Origin of the sequence: Vibrio sp. 10N.222.46.A1, assembly GCF_041473595.1 — a bacterium.
Classification (GTDB): Bacteria; Pseudomonadota; Gammaproteobacteria; order Enterobacterales; family Vibrionaceae; genus Vibrio; species Vibrio tasmaniensis_A.
The window spans coordinates 1-3,711 of the sequence record NZ_JBFRSN010001078.1; the positions used below are offsets into that span (position 1 = coordinate 1).

Annotated in this window: 6 protein-coding genes; 3 read left to right on the forward strand and 3 right to left on the reverse strand. The window is 43.5% G+C overall.

The window, feature by feature from the left end:
• On the forward strand, positions 1 to 902 hold a 902-nt coding region (locus tag AB4496_RS23915), incomplete at its 5' end, for a sensor histidine kinase (RefSeq protein ID WP_372132250.1).
• A gap of 88 nt (positions 903 to 990) precedes the next feature.
• Complete coding sequence (locus tag AB4496_RS23920) at positions 991 to 1,143, forward strand: hypothetical protein (protein WP_009844874.1); 153 nt, start codon at positions 991 to 993, stop codon at positions 1,141 to 1,143.
• 108 nt (positions 1,144 to 1,251) lie between these two features.
• On the opposite strand, the gene AB4496_RS23925 is transcribed toward AB4496_RS23920, so the two are convergent.
• Together AB4496_RS23925 and yghU are read right to left on the reverse strand one after the other, a co-directional pair.
• Positions 1,252 to 1,575: a DOPA 4,5-dioxygenase family protein gene (locus tag AB4496_RS23925; protein WP_009844873.1), complete on the reverse strand. Its 324-nt coding sequence runs from the start codon at positions 1,573 to 1,575 to the stop codon at positions 1,252 to 1,254.
• A 180-nt stretch (positions 1,576 to 1,755) separates the two neighbouring features.
• Complete coding sequence (gene yghU, locus AB4496_RS23930; RefSeq protein WP_009844872.1) at positions 1,756 to 2,613, reverse strand: glutathione-dependent disulfide-bond oxidoreductase; 858 nt, start codon at positions 2,611 to 2,613, stop codon at positions 1,756 to 1,758.
• A 275-nt stretch (positions 2,614 to 2,888) separates the two neighbouring features.
• On the opposite strand from yghU, the gene AB4496_RS23935 reads away from it, so the two are divergent.
• A complete protein-coding gene (locus AB4496_RS23935) occupies positions 2,889 to 3,233 on the forward strand; it encodes a YajD family HNH nuclease (RefSeq protein ID WP_004730279.1) in 345 nt (114 codons plus the stop codon).
• A gap of 180 nt (positions 3,234 to 3,413) precedes the next feature.
• Here AB4496_RS23935 and AB4496_RS23940 read toward each other — a convergent pair.
• The coding region (locus tag AB4496_RS23940; protein ID WP_372132253.1) for an NADH:ubiquinone oxidoreductase at positions 3,414 to 3,711 on the reverse strand (298 nt) is incomplete at its 5' end.

Here is a 3,711-nt window from a genome sequence, read left to right on the forward strand (position 1 = left end):
CGCTATACATCATTTCGGAATATGATGAAGCGATTTACTTGACTCTATTCGAGCTGAACCCACCCGATTCAGTGAACCAAATTAACAACGCCTTTATCGCTATAGGTGCCCTTTTACTCTTGGTATTTTTGATCATTCGCCTTCTGATACATCGAGTCACCAAACCGATTATTACGCTATCAAAATGGTCTGAATCTCTGGATGTGGGCAACACTGAAGGGCTGACTCAGTTTCGATACAAAGAAATCGACCAGTTGGCTTCACAGCTTGTTAAGAGCGTACAAGGTGAGCGTCAGGCCAATGAGCGTGAGAGCTTTTTCTTAAGAGCAGCTAGCCACGAATTAAGAACACCGATTGCCACTATTTCAGCCAGTGGCGATATGCTGGTGCGGTTGTCTGAAAGTATTCCCAACAGCGGCCAACGAGCCGTCGCACGAATCCAACGCTCAGCCACCAACATGAAAGCCTTAGTGACAACTCTGCTATGGATGAGCCGTAATAACGAGATGGAAACCAACTATGAGCAAATCAAGCTGACTCCCCTGCTCAATAACATTATCGAAAGCCAACGTTATCTTTTAAAAAACAAAGAAGTGGACATTCAAACCAAGGTTGAGCAAGAAGAACATACTCTGCCGCGCGAGTTAACTGAGGTTGTACTCACCAACTTAATCCGAAATGCATTTCAACATGGTGGTAGCGGAGATATCAGCATCACACTGACAGAACATCAGTTTGAGGTAACCAACCGTTTGGAAGATGAAAACCTAGCAAACGACTCTGAACAACAAACCTCTTTTGGTATCGGACTAGAGCTCATTGATCGCGTTTGTCAGAACCAAGGTTGGCAGTTTACTCATAAAACCAACAACAATGAGTTCATCGTTAAAGTCATACTGTAGCAATTTGCCCAAATGGTTATTTTATGGTGACCAAAAGTTTACCCTTGCTTGGTTATGCTAGTCGCACAATCTAGTTAGGAGTTATTTTATGGGTACTTGGATTTTAGAAACACTGTTATGGGCTGTGGTAACCGTGGCGGTTTGTGTCGCGATTTGGGGTCTTTACTTACCTAATATCCTAATCGCATTAGGCGTGTCGGTAGCGGTATCGCTGTTACTCGGAAATAGCTGGAGAAGCTAGGTATTTAATAAGGAAATCGTTCGAAAATTAGTGAGCTTTGATACACCCGACAGCAGCTATGTTTATTCAGAACATTGGTTAGCTACAAACCGTCGGGCGCAAATTAAATTAGCTACTTAATGTATATTCAAACACACCGAGCTCACGGCCAAGCCAAGTCGCACGTACTGTGTGGTCTAGCGTTTCTTCACCGCCTGTTACCGGGTGAATAAGCACCGACATGTCACCGCGTTCTTTTTCAAGCCATTCAACAATGCCCGACTCTTTGTTCGCAAAGTGAATCTCAAACATCGGCATCTTATGCGGACCAACCAAACGCTGTATTAATGGGAAAGTCTCTAACACATCTTTACGCTCTGAGAGGATTTTCTGACGCAGTGTTTCTGCTTGCTCTGCAAAGCGCAGAGGGAAATAGATATGACCGTGGTACATGGCACCATCCTTTAGAATTATGATGTCGCAAGTTTATACCTAAACCGCCTTTAATAGCTAAATCTAAATAGGTGAGCTTGCTTTCGGAAGGATCAATTTGAAATGAGAAAACTAGAGTCTGTTATTCGAAGTAATCAAAAACAAACTCTAGTTATGTACAGCGAGTTAATTTTGAAGCGACTAAGGCTTAAGCTTTAAAACTCGGTCAATGTCTTCTGCAGAATGGCGCTCGGGGACTTGCTCCCACTCTTCACCGAATGAACGGTTCACTACTCGACCTCGTTGGAAACCTTCGCGCGCTTCTAGTTGCTTCGCCCAGCGCACAACGTTGGTGTAAGACTCAACTTGTAGGAACTCAGCGGCATCGTAGATTTTTCCTAGTACAAGGTTGCCATACCAAGGCCAAATTGCGATATCAGCGATGCTTAGCTCTTCTCCCGCTACAAAATCGCTATTGGCGAGTTGTTTGTCTAACACGTCTAACTGACGCTTAGCTTCCATCGCAAAGCGGTTAATTGGGTACTCTTGCTTTTCATCAGCGTAAGCGTAGAAGTGACCAAAGCCACCACCTAGGAATGGTGCTGAACCTTGCGCCCAGAATAACCAATTAATGGTTTGTGTTCTCGCTGCCCCTTCTTTTGGCAAGAAGTGACCAAACTTTTCAGCTAAGTGCATCAGGATAGATGCCGATTCGAAAACATTCACATCTTCAGCACCAGACTTATCAACGAGTGCCGGTATTTTGGAGTTTGGATTCACTCCAACAAAACCAGAAGAGAACTGTTCAGCTTCACCAATGTTAATCAAATACGCATCATATTCAGCTTCTTTAACACCTGCCGCTAACAACTCTTCCAGCAAGATAGTGACTTTTTGACCGTTAGGTGTACCAAGAGAATACAATTGAAAAGCATGGTCACCAACAGGAAGCTCTTTATCAAAGCGAGCGCCAGATTCAGGACTATTGATATTTGCCCACTTGTTACCACCATCAGTATCGTTAACCCAAACTTTTGGCGGTGTGTATTGTTCTGACATGATATTTCCTCATTAATATAGGGTAGCTTTAACTGATATTAGGTCACGCTCCCTTGGTTAAAACCCCTAAATACAATTTCTTTTCAAACTGTTAAGCATGGCTTATTCCAGAAAGAAATAACCTGCTTTATGAGATAGCACACGTAAAAGATAAGTGTCCAATCAAACCTAAGCCACATAACGGTTAGTACGAAACATGATTTAGTCACGACATGCCTACAGGTTAAAGAAAGCTGTGATAAAATCGGGAGATTACAATTGATAAGGATTTGGCAATGTCTTCTGATTACACTGGCTCGAGTGCAGCGTACGCTCGCCAAGAGAAAGGCTACCGTGAAAAAGCACTGAAACTGTACCCATGGGTTTGTGGTAAGTGCGCGCGTGAATTTGTTTACTCGAACTTAAGAGAGCTGACCGTTCACCACGTCGATCACGACCATACAAACAACCCTGAAGACGGAAGTAACTGGGAACTATTGTGCCTTTACTGTCACGATCATGAACACTCAAAATACACAGACCATGACCGCTATGGCGTTGATGCCAAGGCTCGTTTAGACGACCACCAATCAGCGACGCACAACCCTTTCGCCGATCTAGCGAAGTTGATGAAGAAGTAACACGCGTTAAGAACGGTCTTTGCTAAATGATAGCGGCTAGATAATAGATAAATAACAAGAAACCCCAGTATGTCACCATACTGGGGTTTCTTTTATCTGCAATCATAACCAAATAATAGAGTTAAGAGAGGCCAGATCAAAAAGAGCCTTCCGAAGAAGGCTCCTTTTTAGAATTCTGAATTATACAGCGGCTTGTTTGCGAGACTCTTCTACCTGCTTAGCGCGCTTTTTAAGCGTCAACCTATCGCGGTATGCAAACCAAACGTAAGTCACTACGACCAAGAAGAATAGGTATGACAATGAGAAAATGAACGGCGATTGAATGATATCGTTTGAGATACCCCAAGAAACACCGATAACGGTCACTGCAATTTTTGCAAAAAAGCCACACATCAATAGCATTAATGCCAACTGTGGGAAACGCGTGCTACGGAATGCCAGCCAGTAACAACTACCAACTGCTAACGCCGCAATATAG

Excerpts from the sequence above, each read along its gene's own strand:
- yghU (WP_009844872.1), bottom strand. The coding sequence starts at position 2,613 with ATGTCAGAACAATACACACCGCCAAAAGTTTGGGTTAACGATACTGAT.
- AB4496_RS23935 (WP_004730279.1), top strand. The coding sequence starts at position 2,889 with ATGTCTTCTGATTACACTGGCTCGAGTGCAGCGTACGCTCGCCAAGAG.
- AB4496_RS23925 (WP_009844873.1), bottom strand. The coding sequence starts at position 1,575 with ATGTACCACGGTCATATCTATTTCCCTCTGCGCTTTGCAGAGCAAGCA.
- AB4496_RS23920 (WP_009844874.1), top strand. The coding sequence starts at position 991 with ATGGGTACTTGGATTTTAGAAACACTGTTATGGGCTGTGGTAACCGTG.